This is a genomic window from Vibrio sp. Vb2880 (assembly GCF_033337975.1).
GTDB classification, from domain to species: domain Bacteria; phylum Pseudomonadota; class Gammaproteobacteria; order Enterobacterales; family Vibrionaceae; genus Vibrio; species Vibrio alginolyticus.
This window is the reverse complement of sequence record NZ_JAWORT010000005.1, coordinates 202,194-223,754: the sequence shown is the minus strand read 5'-3', so window position 1 is coordinate 223,754 and position 21,561 is coordinate 202,194. Positions and strand designations below refer to the sequence as shown.

The following is a 21,561-nucleotide window of genomic DNA, read 5'->3' as shown; positions in this document are numbered from 1 at the left end:
CAAGTGACTTCAAGATGCAGGATTCAGAGCGTTGTCATTGATTCGGGGTCAAGGAAAACAACGCAGCGTAATAGTCAGCTCTTTCCAAGTTGTTTGACACAGAAGCCGAGTCAATGACACGCTCCCGAAGGGCGAGCTGTCTTGGTTTGTATACTTTGTTGTCGATTCTTGATTTAGACCCACTAGACCTTTAAATCGCCGCCGCGTCTACAAACCAAGCCATTCTCGCTGAACCTAACATCTCGAGGTTACTTGGGTATAAACTAGCTAAGAATACTTTTTTCAATTTCCAAGTTTTTTCTAAAGCTCATAGAAAGAAACCCAACAAAAAAGCCATGCAAAGTAGAACCTGCATGGCTTTGGTTCGGGCAGCAATGACACTGCCCTCGTCTATGACTAGTTACATTGAGCTTTGATCGAAATCGTTGCCTTGGTCAGTACCCGTTTGAGTATCCGAGTCGAAGCTGCCAGAGTCATCCGTGAAGTCAACACCTTGATCTTGATCTCCTGCACTTGTCCAGTCGCTGCCGCCAGATTCCATACCCGCCATGTCTGGTTGCTGATCTTGAGCAGAACCTTGCATGGTGTATTGATCATCGACTTCAACTTCAACTGTGCCACTCGCACCTTCTACTGCGCTGCCCAATTCGTCGTAGCCTTGGAATTGGATTTCGCTCGTACCTTCGTAACCTTCTGGTAAGTCAACCGATACTGGTTGGTTCAGGTTGCCACTTAATGTGAAGCTGCCATCGCCATTATCCAGTGCGTTGCTTACTGATGCACCATCAGGTAGACCGGACATTTCTGCATAATCCACCGATTCGTTACCACTGACCTCATCTGGAACCGAGATAGAAATGGTATCGCCTGGTGCTGCAGTCACATCAGCTGCGCTCTCCTCTTCACTGTCTGCACCGTTTGCTGCTTGCTCTTCAGGCTGTTGCGCTTCACCGACTTGCTGCTCTGATGATGCTTGAGCAGTTTGGATTTGTGGCTCGTCGCTTTGCGCTGAGTCGTCCGCAACTTGGATGCTCAGATTCTGAGTCGATACTTCACCGTTGTCGTTGACCTGAACATCCATAGCCAAATTGCCATCGAAGTCATCGTTCGGCCAGTATGTCCACTCTTCATCACCTGATTTGGCGAAGAAACCAGCATCGTTTGCATCGGCGACATCCAACACTTCTGCAGAAGGGCTAATGCCAAGCTCATCAATCAACTGTGCTTCCGTTAGTGTTAGTGAACCATCATCAGCCAGTGCGTAGCCTTCGCTGGTAGTGGTTTCACCTTCACCTTGGATGTCGACATTAAAGAAGCTCTCAATGCGGTTTTCACCGTCAGTTGCAATGAAGCCAATTTGAACATCTCCGGTGTAGCCTTCTGCTGGTGTGAATTGGTAGTTACCTTGGTTATCGGTCTCTATCACACCTTGACCTTCCATTAGGCTCACTGACTCAATGCTCAAGCTGTCGCCTTCTGCATCGCTCAAGGTCGATAGCATGTCATCACTGGTGAACGACAAGGTGCCATCCGCTGCCATTTCTGTGGTAGAAATGCTGTCGATTTCAGGAGAAGCATTCTCTTGTGGCGCGTCTTCTTTCACGACCACGCCTGTTTGCTCATCATGAAGCACACCGTCTTTATCAATCACGTAAGCGATATCCGCTTCACCCGTAAAGCCTGGTGCTGGATTGAATGTCCATGTGCCATCACCGTTATCGACAATCTCACCTTGGCTGCGATCAGCTAGGTGAACGAACTTCACTTCATCACCCGCGTCAGCGTCCACATTCTCTGCCAATCCGATTAGGTCATCTGCGGTTAGTATAACTGGCTCACCCGCTAGGGTTTCGAAGTCACCTGAATCGATGCCATCTTCGAACTCTTCTGGCTCGTCGCCATAATCCACCGTTGTTGCGGTCACGGTTACGAAGAACTCGCCATTAAAGTCAGCCGGAGGCGTCATTTGCAGGTCTGAGATATCCCACTCGTTCAAGTCGATGTATTGACCCGGTTCCGTGATGGTAACGGTGTTCACACCATCCGTAACTTCGAAGCCAACAGGGAAACCAGTCATCACTAGGTTACTTAACGTTTCTGAATCGTCGATTAGACCGACATTCAAGCCTAGGTGACCCGTTTCGTCCTCACCGAAGACTAACGGACCATCATGGTCGGTTGTGATGACTGCGCCATCCGCAACAGGGCGAACAAACACTGGTACATCAAGTACTGTTTCAAACTCACCGTCACTTACCACAACTTGCAAGTCAGAAACCCCTGCAAAATCGCCAGTCGGTGTGAATGTCCAAGTACCGTCACCGTTGTCCGTTACCTCACCACCATCTTCACCTTCTGCGGTGATAATGCGTGATACGACTAGGTTTTCAGTGTCGATATCGCCGAACAAGTTCATCAAGTCGCCAGCGTCGAAGGTGAATGCTCCATCCTCGTCGGTTGCCATAAAGGCATTACCCACATTGAATGGAGCATCGTTGACTGGAATAACATCCACATTCAACGAGCCTTCAACCACTTCTTCACCATCCGTCGCGGTGTAGCCCAGTTCCACCAAACCATTGAAGTCTTGAGTGGTTACCAAGTGGTACATACCATCTGGCTGCTGAGTTAATGTCGCGTTTGCAGGAGCACGAACCGTGATGCTTTCTACGCTGATTTCGTCACCATCAAGATCCGTAACTTGATCAGCGATGTAAGCTGGGTCAATCACCATGACCACATCTTCTTCGCCTTGCATCTGGATGGTTGGCGCTTCTGGTGCATCGTTAACCGCTTCGACGTTTAGATTGCCTTCAACCGGCGTAACTAAATCACCATCGCTGACGCCGAACGACATTGGCACATCACCATTGAAGTTCTCAGCCGGAGTGAATGACCAAGTACCATCACCGTTGTCTAGCAAGTCACCGTATTGCTCATCAATCACTAGGTCGACAACAGACAGTTCATCGTAGGTGTTGTCGATGTCTGTCGCGTTAGCAAGCAACATGTCCTGCGTAATAAGAATGGTGGTATCTTCGGTGCCAGCAATATTCACTGGCGTTGATTGCGGCGCATCGTTAATTGGGTTCACCGTTAGGTCGACGCCCACTTCCACGCTCGCACCATCGTTATCAATCAAGTCGAAACTTAGGTCGATATCGCCATTGAAGTTCGCGTCAGGCGTAATCGTAAAGCTACCATCTTGGTTCTCAACAACGGTTGCATTGGCTACCGCGGTTAAGTTCACCGCTTCTAGATTATCGCTGTCGACGTCACCCGCTTGAGCCAGTAACTGCTCTTGACTCAATGTGATTGAACCGTCTTCATCGACGCTGTAAGCCAAATCGCCAGATACCGGAGCATCGTTGACTGGCAATACATCAATGTTCGCGTTGGTTGTCGCAGTTGCACCGTCTTCATCAGCCACTACTACGTCAAGACTTACGCCACCGTTGAAGTTTTCATTTGGCGCGAAGCTGTAAGTGCCATCGTCATTCGCCGTTAGAATACCGTCGCTACCACTGTAAGAGACGCTTTCTAGGCTCACGTCACCTTCCACATCGCTTGACTGCGCTAGCAGTTGCTCTTCCGTGAAGATAATGACTTCGTCTTCATTGACAGAGTAACTTGTTGTGCCTGCGATTGGTGGATCGTTCACCTCAAGTACTGTAATACCTGCTGTGGTTGAGTCCGTCGCACCGTCTTCATCTACCACGACAACATCTAGGCTGACTTCACCATTGAAGTTCTCGTTTGGCGAGAAGGTGTAAGTACCATCTCCATTGTCTTGGAACACGCCATCTGCGCCACTGTAGCTGACACTATCAATCGCGACTTCGCCTTCAATATCTGACGAGTTCGCTAGTAATTGCTCATCGCTGATAGTGATCGAGTTGTCTTCGTGTACGGTGTAAGACGTGCTACCTGCCACCGGTGGATCGTTCTCTGGCGTCACGCTTACATCGATATTCGCCGTCACGGTATCTGTGCCATCGGAAACATCGAAGGTAAAGTTCACGTCGCCATTGAAGTTCTCGTTTGGCGCGAAGCTGTAAGTGCCGTCACCATTGTCGGTTAGGACACCATCAGCACCTGTGTAGGTCACACCTTCTACCGATAGGTCATCGCCATCGATATCCGTTGCGCCATCAAGCAGATCTTCATCAGTGAACAACAAGACGCCATCTTCGCCAATGGTGAACGCTTGATCTTCTGGCTGTGGTAGGTCGTTAACTGGATTAACCGTTAGATCTGCCGTCGCGACCAAGGTGTCAGAACCATCACTGACATCAAACGTGATATCAATGTCACCATTGAAGTTCGCATCAGGCGTAATGGTGAAGCTGCCATCGTCGTTAGCAGTCACTGTCGCATTACCATCCACAAGCAAGTTTTCAGCAACAAGGTCATCGCCGTCCACATCGCTCGCTTGAGACAACAATTGCTCTTGGCTCAATGTAATGGTGTTATCTTCATCTACGTTGTAAGCCAAGTTACCCGATACTGGTGCGTCGTTGATTGGCAATACATCAACAGTGATATAGGTGTCGACTTCTGCGCCATCTTCATCACGAATAGTCACGTCCAACGACACTTGGCCATTGAAGTTCTCATTCGGTGCGAAGCTACAAGTGCCATCGCCATTTACTGAGAAGATGCCATCTGGACCGTCGTAGCTGATGCTTACAAGCTCAACATCCCCTTCGACATCCGAAGCATTCAGAAGCACTTGTGATTCACTGAACGTTAGAACTTGGTCTTCATCGATGGTGTACGCAGTTGGACCTGCGATTGGCGGATCGTTCACCTCAAGTACCGTGATACCTGCGGTAGTTGAATCCGTCGCGCCATCTTCGTCGATTACAACAACATCTAGGCTCACTTCGCCATTGAAGTTCTCGTTTGGCGAGAAGGTGTACGTGCCATCACCGTTGATTTCCAGCACACCATCGTTACCGCTGTAGCTCACGCTATCAATCGATACATCGCCTTCAATATCCGATGAGTTCGCTAGTAGCTGTTCATCACTGATGGTGATCGAGTTATCTTCATGCACTGTGTAAGACGTGCTGCCCGCAACCGGTGGATCGTTCTCTGGCGTCACACTCACATCGATATTCGCGGTCACGGTGTCCGTGCCATCGGAAACATCGAAGGTAAAGTTTACGTCGCCATTGAAGTTTTCGTTTGGAGCGAAGCTGTATGTGCCATCGCCATTGTCAGTTAGGACACCGTCCGCGCCAGTGTATGTGACACCTTCTACCGATAGGTCATCGCCATCGATATCGGTTGCACCATCAAGCAGGTCTTGATCAGTGAAGGTCAACACGCCATCTTCACCAATGGTGAACGCTTGATCTTCCGGCTGCGGCAAGTCATTAACTGGGTTAACCGTTAGGTCCGCCGTTGCAACAATAGTATCGCTGCCATCGTTGATATCGAACGTGATATCAATGTCGCCATTGAAGTTCGCGTCAGGCGTAATGGTAAAGCTACCATCGTCATTAGCCGTAACCATCGCATCACCGTCAACCACTAGGTTAGAAGCGGTTAGTGCATCACCTTCTACATCCGTTGCTTGTGCCAACAATTGTTCTTGGCTTAGGGTGATTGAGTTGTCTTCGTCGACACTGTAAGCCAAGTCACCCGATACCGGAGCATCATTGATTGGCAGAACATCAATGTTTGCCGTCGTCGAAGCGGTCGCACCATCTTCATCCACGACTACAACATCAAGATTCACTTCACCATTGAAGTTTTGGTTTGGTGCAAAGCTAAACGTACCATCACCATTGTCGGTAAAGATACCTTCGCTGCCACTGTAGCTCACGCTATCTAGTGCTACCTCACCTTCAATATCGGAAGAGTTTGCCAACAACTGTTCTGCACTGATGGTGATGACTTCATCTTCATCAATGGTGTAACTGGTTGTGCCTGCGATTGGTGGATCGTTCACCTCAAGAACGGTAATTCCCGCTGTTGTTGTATCAACCGCGCCGTCCTCGTCAACCACTACAACATCAAGGCTAACATCGCCTGTAAAGTTTTCGTTTGGTGAGAAGGTGTAAGTACCATCGCCATTAATTTCTAGCACACCGTCGCTACCGCTGTAGCTCACGCTGCTGATCGCAACATCACCCTCGATATCAGACGAATTAGCCAGTAGTTGCTCATCACTAATGGTGATCGAGTTGTCTTCATGCACTGTGTAAGACGTGCTGCCCGCAACTGGTGGATCGTTCTCTGGCGTAACTGTTACATCGATATTTGCCGTCACGGTATCCGCGCCATCGGAAACATCGAAAGTGAAGTTCACATCGCCATTGAAGTTCTCATTCGGTGCGAAGCTGTAAGTGCCGTCACCATTGTCGGTTAGGACACCGTCCGCGCCAGTGTAAGTCACGCCTTCAACTGTTAGGTTGTCACCTTCTACATCTGTCGCGCCTGTTAACAAGTCAGCATCGGTGAAGGTAAGAAGACCGTCCTCACCCACAGTGAACGCTTGATCTTGTGGCTCTGGTGCGTCATTGACTGGCGTTACCGTTAAGTCGAGACCAGCCGCAACCACTTCTTCGCCATCCGTGACATCGTAGGTGAACTCGATATCACCGTAGAAGTTCTCGCTCGGAGTAATGGTAAAACTGCCATCCTCGTTCATTTCAACCGTTGCATTTTCATCATTGGTGCTCAGGTTGATTGCGCTTAGATCATCACCATCGATATCAACGGCATGCTCAAGTAACTGCTCTTGAGTCAACGTAATGCTGTTGTCTTCGGCAGTGACTGCGCTAATATCACCCGTTACGTCTGGTGCATCATTAGTAGGCGAGATATGAATCGTCACATCTTGCGTCGCTGTCGCCGTGGTTCCGGTATCTACATCCGTAGAGGTTGCATTCACGGTTAGCGTCACATCGCCGTTGAAGTCCGCAGAAGGGATAAACTCTAGTCCTTCTAGCTCGCCTGGTTGTAGTGACCAAGTGCCGTCGCCATTATCAACACCTGCTGATAGCGAGCTGCCTTCTGGCACATCTTCAATCAAGATAGCGAGGTTTTCTGAACCATCGGTATCGGTTAACGCGGCATCGATATCAAGCGACACTGGTGTATCTTCGGTACCAATGATTTGGTAATCCGCATCCGCTACCGTGATTTCGATGTTGTCGATACCGAACGATTCATCCCAAACGTCTTGATTCAAGGTTGAACCGAAGCCGAGTTGCAGTTCGCCATCCTCGACAGGAACCGTCAGATTGATTTGGTGAGCTTGGTCATTCCAGCCACTGAAGCCTTCACGTTGAGAAGCTCCGTGGATCACTTCACCCACTTCATTACCGTCAGAGTCGTAAAGCGTTGTCGTACCATCTTGAGTACGGAACGCGGAGTTCTCCAAGGTGGTTAGCTGTTCACCGCCGACAAAGATTTGGAACGACTCGCCATCCCAAGAATCGATTTCGTAGAAGCTAAATGAGATATTCACTTCATTGACATCGCTTGGGATCTCGTAGGTTTTGCTGACCGCTTCATCACCGCCAGTGCCACCAATACGACCCAGCATGTCGCCCGTTTCGAAGCCTTGTGAACTTTCGGTGTTCGCGTTCCAACCGTTCGAACCAGATTCGAAGTTGTCTGAAGCAATCACCAAGTCTGAAGCAATCGAAAGCTCTGGCATATCAACCACAGATTGAACATCAATGTTCGCTTCTGCTGGCACGGTTGCGGTGCCATCGTTGACATCAAACGTCACGTTCACGTTGCCATCGAAGTTTTCGTTTGGTGCGAAGGTGTACGTGCCGTCACCGTTATCGACTAACGTACCACTGTCAGAAGCAACGTTTTCAACCGTTAGGTTATCACCATCGATATCACCTGCATTTTGCAGCAGTTGCTCTTCGGTAAAGGTGAAGCTGGTGTCTTCTTGCGTGACGAACTGTGGCTGACCAACCGTTGGTAGGTCGTTTACTGGATTCACAGTCAGATCGGCAGTCGCTTGAATGGTTGCATCACCGTCCGTAATGTCGAAGCTCAGATCAATGTCGCCATTGAAGTCCGCATCCGGTGTGATAGTGAAGCTACCATCATCGTTCGCAACAACGGTCGCATTACCGTCAACAGTCAGGTTGGATGCGGTTAGGTCATCACCATCCACGTCGCCAGCTTGAGCAAGAAGTTGCTCTTGGCTGAGGGTGATAGAGCCGTCTTCATCCACGCTGTAAGCTAAATCACCTGATACCGGAGCATCATTGATTGGCAATACATCGATGCTTGCATTGGTTGTCGCAGTTGCACCGTCTTCATCAACAACCACAACATCTAGGCTAACATCACCGTTGAAGTTTTCGTTTGGTGCGAAGCTGAATGTACCGTCGCCGTTGTCAGTAAAGATACCGTCGGAGCCGCTGTAGCTGACGCTATCAATCGCGACGTCTCCTTCAACATCAGAAGCGTTCGCCAATAGCTGCTCAGAGCTGATGGTGATGACTTCGTCTTCGTTGACTGAGTAGCTAGTTGCACCGGCAATTGGTGGATCGTTTACCTCAAGTACTGTAATACCTGCGGTGGTTGAATCCGTAGCACCGTCTTCGTCTACCACAACAACATCTAGGCTGACTTCACCATTGAAGTTCTCGTTTGGCGAGAAGGTGTATGTACCATCACCATTGTCTTGGAACACGCCATCTGCGCCGCTGTAGCTCACGCTGTCGATTGCTACTTCGCCTTCGACGTCAGACGAGTTAGCCAATAACTGCTCGTTACTGATGGTGATCGAATTGTCTTCATGCACCGTGTAAGACGTGCTGCCTGCAACCGGAGGATCGTTCTCTGGCGTCACGCTTACGTCGATATTCGCCGTCACGGTATCCGTGCCATCGGAAACATCGAAGGTAAAGTTCACGTCGCCATTGAAGTTTTCGTTTGGCGCGAAGCTGTAAGTGCCGTCACCGTTGTCGGTTAGGACACCATCTGCGCCAGTGTAAGACACACCTTCAACCGATAGGTCATCGCCATCGATATCCGTTGCGCCATCAAGCAGATCTTCATCAGTGAACAACAAGACGCCATCTTCACCAATGGTAAACGCTTGATCTTCTGGCTGTGGTAGGTCGTTAACTGGATTAACCGTTAGGTCAGCCGTTGCAACAATAGTGTCGCTGCCATCGTTGATGTCGAACGTGATATCAATATCACCATTGAAGTTCGCATCTGGCGTAATGGTAAAGCTACCATCATCGTTTGCCGTAACCGTTGCATCACCGTCAACAACTAGGTTAGATGCGGTTAGCGCGTCGCCTTCTACATCCGATGCTTGGGCAAGAAGCTGCTCTTGGCTTAGCGTAATTGAATTGTCTTCATCGACACTGTAAGCCAAGTTGCCCGATACTGGCGCATCGTTGATTGGCAAGACATCGATGTTTGCGTTAGTTGCCGCAGTTGCACCGTCTTCATCAACAACCACAACATCTAGGCTCACATCGCCATCGAAGTTGGCGTTTGGTGCGAAGCTGAATGTACCGTCACCGTTATCGGTAAAGATACCGTCGGAGCCGCTGTAGCTCACGCTATCAATCGCAACTTCACCTTCAACGTCAGAAGCGTTCGCCAACAGCTGTTCAGAGCTAATGGTGATGACTTCGTCTTCGTTCACTGAGTAGCTGGTCGCGCCTGCGATTGGTGGATCGTTCACCTCAAGAACAGTAATGCCAACGGTGGTTGAGTCCGTTGCACCTTCTTCATCGACTACGACAACATCTAGGCTCACCTCGCCGCTGAAGTTTTCGTTTGGTGAGAAGGTGTAAGTACCGTCACCATTGATTTCTAACACACCGTCGTTACCGCTGTAGCTCACGCTATCAATCAACACATCGCCTTCAACATCCGATGAGTTTGCTAATAGCTGTTCGTCACTGATGGTAATCGAATTATCTTCATGAACGCTGTAAGCCGTACTGCCTGCCACCGGTGGATCGTTCTCTGGCGTAACTGTTACATCGATATTTGCCGTCACGGTATCCGTGCCATCGGAAACATCGAAAGTGAAGTTCACGTCGCCATTGAAGTTCTCGTTTGGTGCGAAGCTGTAGGTACCATCGCCATTGTCAGTAAGAACACCGTCTGCGCCTGTGTAAGTGACACCCTCAACAGATAGATCATCCCCTTCAATGTCGGTAGCGCCTGTTAGCAGATCCGCATCAGTAAAGGTCAGCACACCATCTTCACCAACAGTGAACGCTTGATCTTGTGGTTCAGGCGCATCATTAACTGGTGACACCAATAACTCAAGGTTGGTTGAGACAACATCATCGCCGTCAGACACATCGAACGTAAAGGTGATATCACCATTAAAGTCCGCATCTGGCGTTAAGGTGTAAGTACCGTCGCCATTGTCTGTGATGGTGATGTTTTCATCATCCGTAGCCAAATTCAGCGCTGTTAGTTGGTCTCCATCCAAGTCACGCGCATTAGCGAGTAAATCTTCTTGCGTAATTAGGATTGAACCATCTTCTTCAACCATCGCTGAAACAGGCAATGCTTCAGGCGCATGTTCAATGTGGGCACCTGTTGCATTGACGTAGATGGTTTGAGAAACGGTTTCAGAATCATTATTTGATAACTCTGTTGCCGTTGCCGTTACGTTGATTTCTAGCTGTTGGTTAAAGTCTTCTGGCAATTGAATCTGTAGCTCTTGTTCAATTGCTGTCGTTGGAAGCGTTACAGAACCATCTGGACCTACTGTTACTTCACCGCTGTAGATCTGGCTGTTCACTTCACCTACATCAATGGTGAAGTTGAAGTCGGTGTAATCGGCATCGCCGCCACCGTAGAGATCTTCAAAGCCGTAAACCAGTTCACCGTCCTCGTTCACGGTGGTTCGGGTATGCTCAATACCATCTTGGTTAAGCTCTGAGCTTGAACCACCATGGAAGACTGCATCACCGAATTGGCTTTGAATCACGGTTTCAGAACCATCAGCGCCAACAAACACGAGTTGTGGGTCAACAGTATCCATGTTCGCAGGAGAGCCATCTGCTGCACGGAACTCGTACTGACCATCTTGCATGGACGCAAAGTCATTGAAGTTATGACCGTTAGGAATCAAGAATAGGTTGAAGCTTTCCCCTTCCGAGATTTGGAAGCTGAACTGATCTTGTCCCGGAATGAGGTCACCGCCTCCGCCAACTTGAGAGGCATTTTCGTACACCACTTCAACGCCAGTGATGTTGCCATCTTCATCGACTTTGTAGTAACCCGCTGTATTTTGGTAACCCGCGGTTTCACCTTCAAACGTAACCGTGATTTCAGTATCGTTGAAACTGGTGATACCGTTGTCTTGATCGTTAAGTACCCCTTCGTTGTCGTAGCTGATCACCGAACCTTCTGGGACACCATCCACGGTCACCGTCAGCGTTTCTGACAAGTCTTGGTCAACCAATGCTGCGGCGATGTTCACTTCAACAATACCGCCTGGCTCGACCAAGATTGCTTGATCATCCACGTTTCGACCATCGCCATCAGTGATGACTAGGTCTGGCGCATCTGCCACGGCTTCTATATGGACATTAATGTCTTGCTCAACTTCATCAGTACCGTCAGAAACCGTAAAGCTGAACTGCAAGTCACCACTGAAGTGCTCTTCTGGTACGAAGCTAAATGTACCGTCACCGTTGTCCGTTACAGTACCTTCATCACCCGAGTAGTTAATGCTGGTAACGGTGAGGTCATCACCATCAATATCAATCGCACCACTTAGAAGATCTTCTTGCGTGAACAGGATGCTGCCATCCTCTTCAATGTGGTACATGCCAGGCGCAACAATTGGAATGTCATTGACTGGGTTCACCGTCAATGTCATTTCATTGGCAACACTCAATTCACCGTCGCTTACTTCATAAGTAAACTCGATGTCTCCGTTGAAGTTCTGTGAAGGCGTAACGGTAAAGGTGCCGTCACCGTTATCCACGATAGAGGCATTCGGATCATTGGTTTCTAGTGCCGTTGCGTATAGGTCATCACCATCTTGATCGCTGGCGTTTTCAAGCAGCATTTCTTGTGTCACGAGGATAGAGCCATCCTCGTCCACGTCTGCCACGATTGGCGCTGCTTCTGGTGCGTCGTTGACGAACTCAACTTTCAAGTCGATGTTTGCCGCCACCACATCGGTGCCATCACTCACATCAAACGTGAGGTCAACATTACCAAAGAAGCCCTGCTCTGGCGTTAACGTGTAGGTGCCATCGCCATTGTCTGTCACTTGAACCGTATCGCTTAAGCTCGTCACGTTCACAACAGATAAGTCATCGCCTTCAATGTCCGTCGCTTGAGCCAGCAGCTCTGCTTCAGTAATCGTGATGGCTTCGCCGTCTTCTGTGGTGAAGGACAAATCAGGTACATCTGGCAGGTCGTTCACTGGGTTAACAGTAAGGTTTAGATCCGCGGCGACGGTTTCGATCGCGTCAGTTACGTCATAAGTAAATTCGATTTCACCAAAGAAGTTTTCGCTCGGTGTAATCGTAAAGCTACCATCAGCGTTCTCAACGATGGTTGCATTAGGATCGTTGGTCGACAGGTTAACCGCTTCAAGGTTGTCACCATCCACGTCGGTCGCGTTCGCTAATAAGTCTTCTTGAGTGATGGTAATTGAGCCATCTTCATCGACGACCGCATCAACTGGACCGCTAACCTCTGGACCTTCGTTAACGATCTCAACATCGATCTTCGCTGTGCTTGGTGCACTTGCTTGACCGTCGCTGATGTCGAAGGTCAGATTCACTTCACCGTAGAAGTTCGAAGTTGGTTCGAAGGTAAAGGTGTTGTCGCCGTTATCTGTCAACGTACCTTGTGACTGGTCAACAAGCAGCAGATTCTCGATATGCAGAATGTCGCCATCAACATCGGTCGCACCTGATAACAGGTCTTTTGCTTCGATGATGATCGTGCCGTTTTCTAGCATTTGAGTATGCAGCGGCGCACCAGGAACTGGCACATCGTTGACTGGAATAACGGTCAGATCTAGATGGGTATCGACTTCATCGGTGCCATCGAAGACTTTGTAATCGATGTCGACTTCACCATTGAAGTTTTCATTCGGCATAAAGGTGTAAGTGCCGTCGCCATTGTCGACAAGCTGACCGTTGTCACCGCTGTAAGAGATATCAGAGATAGACAGCGCATCGCCTTCCACGTCACTTGCATTGGCAAGCAAATCATCCGCGCTAAACGTAATGCCCACATCCTCATCAGTCGACAACACAATCGGACCAGAAACGATTGGCGCATCGTTTACTGCTTCGAAGTTGATGTTGATGATGTTGTCGTCGGTGAGTTCACCATCCGTAACTTGATAGCCAAGCTCAATCTCACCGTAGAAGTTCTCATCTGGTGTGACTGTCCATGTACCATCGCCGTTGTCGGTTAACGTAGCGTGCTCCGCGTTATCCCCCACCAGCTCAAGGTTTTGAATATCAAGAACGTCACTATCGATATCACTCGCTTGTGCTAAAAGCTGTTCTTCTGTGATAACCACAGAGGCAAACTGCGTAGAACCTTCGGTATCGATGGTCACATTTGGCAGATCAGCAGTCAGTTCGATTTCACTGTCACCTTCTCGGATATTCAGTTCTACCGTTTCCGTGATTTCCGTGCCGTCCACGCCAATAGATGTGAACACCGCTTCATCATGACAAGTTTGCGAAATCGTCATGTTTTGAACCACGTATGTACCGTTACCTTGAATCGTACCTAGCTCAAAGTAAGACACCGGCTCGTTCACCGTTAGGGTGTAATCCGTCTCATAGCTACCACGATCTTCTTTGTGGTAAGTCATCGAGTCGATCAAGTCACCATCAGAGTTGAATGCGCGAATTTCGACTTCGGTAAAGTGGCGAGACTCTTCCATAAACCAGCCGCCTAGACCATCTAGGTGAAAGCTGATTTCGTTGATGTCTTGACCTTCAACGCTCACAGTCAGTTTTTCATCACCACTCAAGCCTTGACGGTCAGTATCACCAATACCGTGACCGATGTGTGTTTTACCATTCCACGCACCGAGTGGGTCATCATTACTTTGAACGGTAACTTTCAAATCACCATCAACAAACTCACGTGTGTAAGGGTCAACAGCAGTACCCCAATCATCGAGGCTAGCGTTGTCGTCAAAGGTACCAATTTGACTCGTATGCGTACCGTTCGCCAATGCATCATCATTTGGAATGAAGCGCACTTCCGTGTCTGCAGGAACCTCCTGCCCGACTTCTAGCTGTACCCATTCGTCATTTAGATTCGCTTCAATGATGCCGTTTTCAGGGGCTTGGTCGAGACGTAACGCAGGCTCTTCACGCAGAGAAACACCCACGGTTTGGTCTTCTTCCGCTTGAATAAATATCTCGTCGCCCGCTTCTGGCGCATCGTTGACAGGGTTAACGGTCAGATCCAGCGTGGTCAGAACATCATTTTCGCCATCGCTGATGTTGTAAGTGAAGTCCAACTCTCCGTTAAAGTTTTCCGTATGCGTAATGGTGAATGAACCATCGTCATTGGCTACGATCGTCGCATCTGGGTCATTGGTTTGTAGATTGCTGGCAACAAGGTCATCACCTTCAATATCTGTCGCATTCGCAAGCAACTGTTCTTGTGTAATGGTGATGGCATTATCTTCATCCACTTCAGCTTGAATGCCTGATGTTTCAGGTGCGTCGTTCACCGCGATAACATCGATGCCTGCGGTTGTCGTATCCGTTGCACCATCTTGGTCGATGACCGTAACGTCGAGCGAAATGTTACCGTCAAAGTTCTCATTTGGCGTAAAGGTATATGTGCCGTCGCCATTGTCCACGAAGCTACCGTCGTTACCAGAGTAGCTAACATTCGCCAAGGCTACATCGCCTTCCACATCAGAAGAGTTGGCTAACAACTGCTCGTTACTAATGGTGATTTGACCGTCTTCTTGAACCGTGTAAGACGTAGAACCTGCAACCGGTGGATCGTTCACTGGTGTCACGCTGACATCAATGAATGCTGGTGTTGAACCTGTGCCGTCAGACACATCGAATGTGAACTGAACATCACCGTTGAAGTTCTCATTCGGCGCGAAGCTGTAAGTGCCATCACCATTATCGGTAAGCACACCATCCGCACCTGTGTAGAGAACGTTTTCGATAGACAGATCATCACCATCAATATCCGATGCACCTTCCAATAGGTCTGCATCCGTGAACAGCAAGGTGCCATCTTCTTCTACCGTGAACTGTTGATCTTGCGCTTGTGGCAAGTCATTCACAGGATTAACCGTAATATCCAGACCAACTTGTACCGAGCCGCCATCGTTATCAATGATATCGAAGGTCAGAGCTAGGTCACCGTTGTAGTTTTCATCCGGTGTGATGGTGTAACTGCCATCATCGTTGTATTGAATTGTCGCGTTGTCATCTGTCGATAGATTGATGGCTTCAAGGTTCTCGCTATCAATATCGCCCGCTTTGGCAAGCAGCTGCTCTTGGCTTAGCGTGATTGAGCTGTCTTCGTTGATGGTGTAAGCCAAATCACCCGATACTGGTGGATCGTTGATTGGCAATACGTCGACATTGATGTGCGTATCAACGGTTGCCCCATTTTCATCTTGAATGGTCACATCCAACTGAACTTGACCATTGAAGTTCTCGTTTGGCGCAAAGCTACAAGTACCATCGCCATTGACGGTAAAGATACCATCCGAACCTTCATAGCTGATGCCAACAAGCTCTACATCACCCTCGATATCAGATGCGTTGGCAAGAATTTGTGACTCACTGAATGTCAGTACTGAATCTTCGTCAATCGTGTAAGACGTTGGACCGGCAACTGGAGGGTCATTCACTTCAATGACGGTAATGCCTGCAGTCGTTTCGTCAATCGCACCTTGCTCATCCGCCACAATCACATCAAGGCTGATATCACCGCTGAAGTTCTCATTCGGCATGAAGGTGTAAGTGCCGTCACCGTTGTCTTGGAATACGCCATCGGTGCCTGAATAAGTCACGCTATCGATAGACACTGCGCCTTCCACATCCGAAGAGTTAGCCAGAAGCTGCTCGTCGGAAATGGTAATCGCGTTGTCTTCATCAACCGTGTAAGACGTAGAACCCGCAACCGGAGGATCGTTCACTGGAGTGACGCTCACGTCCACATTTGCTGGTACGGTTTCAGTACCGTCAGAAACACCAAAACTAAAGCTGACGTCTCCGTTGAAGTTTTCATTTGGTGCAAAGGTGTAAGTACCATCACCGTGGTCAGTCAGCACACCATCGCTGCCTGTGTAGCTAATGCCATCAACCGTTAAGTTATCGCCATCGATATCGGTCGCGCCAGCAAGCAAGTCTGCATCGGTAAACTGAAGCGTGCCATCTTCTTCAACACTGAACTGCTGGTCTTGAGGAACAGGAAGATCGTTAACTGGATTAACCGTTAGATCCGCCGTTGCTTTGATAGTGTCTGTGCCATCTGTAATGTTGAATTGGATATCAATGTCACCATTAAAGTCCGCATCTGGCGTAATCGTGAAGCTGCCATCGTCGTTCGCTGTGACGGTTGCGTTTCCATCTACAGTCAAATCGCTAGCAGTCAGACCATCTCCCTCAATATCAGACGCTTGAGAAAGAAGCTGTTCTTGGCTGAGTGTAATCGCACCGTCTTCATCAACACTGTAAGCCAAATCACCCGATACTGGCGCATCATTGATTGGCAATACATTCACATTAATGACGGTATCAACTTCTGCTCCATCTTCATCTCGAATGGTCACATCAAGTTGAACTTGCCCGTTAAAGTTCTCGTTTGGCGCGAAGCTGCACGTGCCATCATCGTTAACGGTGAAAATGCCATCCGGACCATCGTAACTAATGCCAACAAGCTCTACATCGCCTTCCACATCAGAGGCATTCAGCAGCACTTGCGATTCACTGAAGGTCAGAACTGAATCTTCATCAATGGTGTAAGAAGTTGGTCCTGCGACTGGTGGATCGTTCACTTCCAGCACCGTAATGCCAGCAGTGGTGGCATCCGTTGCGCCTTCTTCATCAGCGACGACAACATCAAGCGTCACTTCACCATTAAAGTTTTCATTTGGAGAGAAGGTGTACGTGCCGTCACCATTGATTTGCAACACACCATCGCTACCAGAGTAGCTCACGCTATCAATCGAGACATCCCCTTCTAAATCCGAAGAATTTGCCAACAGCTGCGCGTCAGAAATGGTAATAGAGTTATCTTCGTGAACCGTGTAAGACGTTGAACCAGCCACCGGAGGATCATTCACCGGCGTAACGCTCACATCCACATTCGCTGAAACTGTATCTGTGCCATCAGATACGTCGAAGCTGAAGTTTACATCACCGTTGAAGTTCTCATTTGGCGCAAAGCTATACGTGCCATCGCCATTGTCAGTTAGAACGCCGTCGGTTCCTTCGTAGCTGATTCCCGTTACAGAAAGGTCATCGCCTTCAATGTCGGTCGCACCTGCAAGCAGATCCGCATCGGTAAATTGTAGCGTGCCGTCCTCTTCCACACTGAATTGTTGGTCTTGAGGAACAGGCAGATCGTTGATTGGATTAACGGTTAGGTCAGCGGTTGCTTGAACGGTATTCGTGCCATCTGAAATATCAAAGCTGATGTCGATGTCACCGTTGAAATCTGCGTCCGGCGTGATGGTGAAGCTACCATCGTCATTTTGAGTCACCGTCGCATTGCCATCTACCGAAAGATTAGATGCCGTCAGTGCATCGCCTTCTACGTCAGAAGCTTGCGACAACAACTGCTCTTGACTCAAACGAATCGAACCATCTTCGTCCACCGAGTAAGCAAGATTGTCAGATACTGGCGCATCATCAACTGGCGTAACACTGACATCAATGTTGGCAGAAACCGTATCTGTGCCGTCGGACACATCAAAGCTGAAGTTCACATCGCCATTGAAGTTTTCATTTGGCGCAAAAGTGTAAGTCCCGTTACCGTTGTCGGTCAGGATGCCGTCGCCACCGTCGTAGCTCACGCCTTCAACTGTGAGGTTATCGCCTTCAATATCCGTTGCGCCAGTAAGCAGGTCTGCGTCCGTAAAGATCAGCGTGCCATCTTCTTCCACGCTGAACTGCTGGTCTTGAGGAACCGGCAAATCGTTTATTGGGTTAACGGTTAGATCAGCGGTTGCTTGAACGGTGTTCGTGCCATCGGAAATATCGAAGCTGATGTCGATATCACCGTTGAAATCTGCGTCCGGCGTGATAGTGAAGCTACCATCGTCGTTTTGAGTCACCGTCGCGTTGCCATCTACCGAAAGATTAGATGCCGTCAGTGCATCGCCTTCCACATCGGAAGCTTGCGACAACAACTGCTCTTGGCTCAAACGAATCGAGCCATCTTCATCCACCGAGTATGCAAGATTGCCAGATACTGGTGCATCGTCGACTGGCGTAACGCTTACATCAATGTTGGCAGAAACCGTATCCGTGCCGTCGGACACATCAAAGCTGAAGTTCACATCACCATTGAAGTTTTCATTTGGCGCAAAAGTGTAAGTCCCATTACCGTTGTCGGTCAGGATGCCGTCGCCACCGTCGTAGCTTACGCCCTCAACTGTTAGGTTATCGCCTTCAATATCCGTTGCACCAGCAAGCAGGTCAGCATCGGTGAAGATCAGCGTGCCGTCTTCTTCCACCTCAAAGGTTTTATCTTCCGGCACTGGTGCGTCATTGATTGGACGAACAGTTAAATCAATCGAACTAGAAATGGTTTCTTGACCATCACTGATATCAAACGTTAAGTCGAGTTCACCATTAAAATCAGCTTCAGGTGTGACGGTATAAGTGCCATCACCATTATCCACAACTGATGCATTAGCACCCACTTGCACGTTAAATGCGGCAAGATCATCGCCATCAACATCACTCGCGTACCCGAGAAGTTGTTCTTGAGTGAAGGTAATAGTGCCATCTTCATCCATGATGTATGCCAGATCTTGCCCTACTTCTGGCGCGTCATTTTCACCTTCGACTTTAATTTGGAACGTCTCGCTCGTAGTTTCGGAGTCGAAATCGTCTTCTACTTGCGTCGTGGTTTCTTCGCTGGTGTCTTGTACATCCACCGCGAAGCTCTCTTCAGTGGTTTCTGAATCTAGCTCGTCACCACCTTGAGAACCTTCAGAGTCTGAAGAAGCACTTGGCGCAGATGAAGTTTGTACCGCTTGTCCTTGCGCTTCATTGCCTTCTGCGTCCGAACCACCTTCAGAGCCAGAGGCATCACCACCACCGACCGCTTGGGCACCCGCCCCAGAATCCGAACCACCGCTGCCCAGAGCCTCGTCACCTGATTCTCCGCTAGAAGCTACACTATCAACAACATTGGATTGTGCAGCGTCAGAGTCGCTGCTACTTTCAGTATCCTCTTCTTGAACTGCGCCACCCGAGCTCACTGCTTCTTCTTCCGTACCCGCGCCACTAGGATTTTCTTCCATCGCACGATTGGCTTCATCAACAGCATCTGCACTTTCAGCACCGGTCGCTACAGTCGAAGAGACGGTCGACTGCTGTTTTTCTTCTTTTGTCCCCGTATCCTTCGTTTCTGTTTGCTCTACCGCATCGTTAAGCTTTTCATTGTCTTTTTCTTGATTAGTGTCGCCTGCCATTACAGCCTCCGTTGCTTTTAGCTAACTGATCGTATTTAGAGGCAGTAAAGGACACCATTTTTAGAAACCAACTTTTTTATACAACTTTTTTCATACCTTTCGAGTTCCATAAAAACAAAAAAATTTGAAAACCCAGTATAAAGATCCTTACTTGTTGTCATTAAAGCAATTAGTGCGGTGGGATAATGATAAATATGACAAATCTGTTGCGCTCAGTCGACAACAGCCATAAGGGGCTGCAATTGCTATTAGGCGATTTTTACCAAGATTTCAGTGATGCAGGGATTGATATTGAGATGCTGCATAAACAAAACCGTTTTGAAGCACTCAGATGTTATTCAAAAAGGCTAAAGACCATTCTCGTCTTGTTATGTGATGATGACTTACCACCAAAATTGGCAAAGCTTGAACACTTAAACAAACACCATTTCCCTGCTCCTAATGAATTGATCGAGGACGTTAAAACCGAGCTTAACAACGTAAACAAACAAATTAGCCAGCTGTTAAAAATCGAAAATTCAATCGATAGCCGCACAGGTAGTGAATCGTAGGGGTGGCTCATGAGTAATAAGCAAATAGAACATCACCTCAAAAAGGCGCTTGTTTCGAACAACGAAGCTTCGAAGGTAACAGCAGACGATACAATCGTGCTAGCAAGTGCAATGACCAGTGTACACAAAACCTTGCTGGTTATCTTTTTGCTTTCCATGGTGGCTATCGCCGTGGCATCTCAGGCTCGTATCGACATTGTGGTGTCGGTGCGCGGTGAGCTATTGCTCGAATCTGACATCGAAAAAGTGCAACACCTTGAAGGCGGTATTCTAGAAGAAATGCTAGTGCGCAAAGGCGAAGTGGTTTACGAAGGTCAGCCTATTGCACGCCTTCGCTCTCTGGATAGAAACACTCAACTCGATACGGTAAACACAGAGATCATTCAGCTAGAGCTAGACAAGATTCGTTACGAAAGCCTGCGCGATATGGTGGAACCCGATTTTTCTGCCTACATCGAAAAGTACCCAGAATTAGTGCAAGTCAACATGAATACCTGGCAGCAAGAATTTTCTAAAAACCGTTCCAATGAAGAGTTGATCACTCACGATATCCAACATAAGAATTCGCTTATTGATTCAATGCTCAAGCGCCGTAAAAGCTCCGAGAACCAGCTCTCCTTGATACGCAAGCAGCTCAATATTAAGAACACCTTGTACAAAGAGGAAATGGCGTCTTACGTCGATGTTCTGAATATGCAGGTTCAAGAGTCAAACATGGTGCGTGAGATTGAAAACCTTGATGAGTCGGTCATGAATGAGCGCTTCCAACTCGACAAACTAGAGAAGCAGTACCGAGACTTGGTGGAGAATCGTAATGCCGAGTATCAAGCGCAAATCATTCAAGCAAACAAGGACTTAAAGTTGAAACGTATATTGCGTCCTCAACACTCAGATAAAGTGGATCGCCTCGTGGTTTACGCCCCTATTGACGGTGTAGTAGATAAAGTGCACTTCAACTTCCGCTCCGCTGTGATACCGCCAGGTGAAAGCATCGCGGACATTGCACCGATCAATAACGCCCTTCATGGAGAGGCGAAGATCCCGCGTAAAGACATGGGTTTTGTAGAAATCGGACAAGCGGTCAAAGTGAAGATGGATACCTACAACTTTGCCAAATACGGATTTTTGGAAGGTCGAATTGCATCGATCAGCCGTTCTTCTTATGAAGAAGAAGACGCTGAATTCTACCTCGCGGAAATCCAAATCAGTCAAAACTATCTAGAGCGCGGAGGCACACAATACAAGCTGTCCCCTTATATGGAGTTTACCGCAGACGTGAAAACAGGTTCACGCCGGGTTATCGAATACGCAGCGAAGCCGGTTATGTCGGCTATCGAAGACGCATTCGATGAGAGGTGA

At 48.5% G+C, this 21,561-nt stretch carries 3 protein-coding genes; 2 read left to right on the top strand and 1 reads right to left on the bottom strand.

The features are described from left to right. Positions 1 to 400 precede the first annotated feature (400 nt). On the bottom strand, positions 401 to 19,651 hold the full coding sequence (locus R7M92_RS07985; RefSeq protein WP_318133070.1) for a tandem-95 repeat protein: 19,251 nt from the start codon (positions 19,649 to 19,651) through the stop codon (positions 401 to 403). A gap of 182 nt (positions 19,652 to 19,833) precedes the next feature. Here R7M92_RS07985 and R7M92_RS07980 point away from each other — a divergent pair, with 182 nt between their 5' ends. Further along, entirely contained in the window at positions 19,834 to 20,202 is a 369-nt protein-coding gene (locus tag R7M92_RS07980; protein WP_031777210.1) for a hypothetical protein, read from the top strand. A 9-nt stretch (positions 20,203 to 20,211) separates the two neighbouring features. Beyond that, a complete protein-coding gene (locus R7M92_RS07975; RefSeq protein WP_033906830.1) occupies positions 20,212 to 21,561 on the top strand; it encodes an HlyD family type I secretion periplasmic adaptor subunit in 1,350 nt (449 codons plus the stop codon).